This is a genomic window from Rhodococcus sp. WS3, from assembly GCF_003797085.1.
GTDB classification, from domain to species: domain Bacteria; phylum Actinomycetota; class Actinomycetes; order Mycobacteriales; family Mycobacteriaceae; genus Rhodococcus_F; species Rhodococcus_F globerula.
The window spans coordinates 1-515 of sequence record NZ_RKMA01000013.1; the positions used below are offsets into that span (position 1 = coordinate 1).

1 protein-coding gene is annotated in these 515 nt (G+C 64.9%); it reads left to right on the forward strand.

The features are described from left to right. On the forward strand, positions 1–515 hold a 515-nt coding region (locus EEB13_RS31300), incomplete at both ends, for an AMP-binding protein (RefSeq protein WP_141487033.1).

Below are 515 nucleotides of genomic sequence, written 5' to 3' on the forward strand. Positions count from 1 at the left end.
GACCGCGTCGCCATTCACTTCGAAGGCGAACCGGGCGATTCCCGCGATCTGACCTACAACGACCTTCTCGCCGAAGTGAGCCGCGCGGCAAACACTTTCACCGACCTCGGCCTCGTCGCCGGTGACCGTGTCGCGATCTACATGCCGATGATCCCCGAAGCGATCGTCACCATGCTCGCGTGCGCCCGCCTGGGCCTGACCCATTCGGTGGTCTTCGCCGGATTCTCTGCCACCGCGCTGCGCTCACGCATCGACGACGCGCAAGCCAAACTTGTTGTCACCGTGGATGGTCAGTGGCGCCGCGGCGCCGCAGCACCCATCAAAACAGCGGTCGACGAATCCGTTGCCGGTGCCGACTCCGTCCAGAACGTGTTGGTAGTCAACCGAACCGGCATCGACGTCGAGTGGACGCCCGGCCGCGACCTGTGGTGGCACGAGACCGTCGCCCAGGCTTCACCCGAGCACGAAGCGCAGCCGTTCGACGCCGAACATCCCCTGTTCATCCTCTACACCTC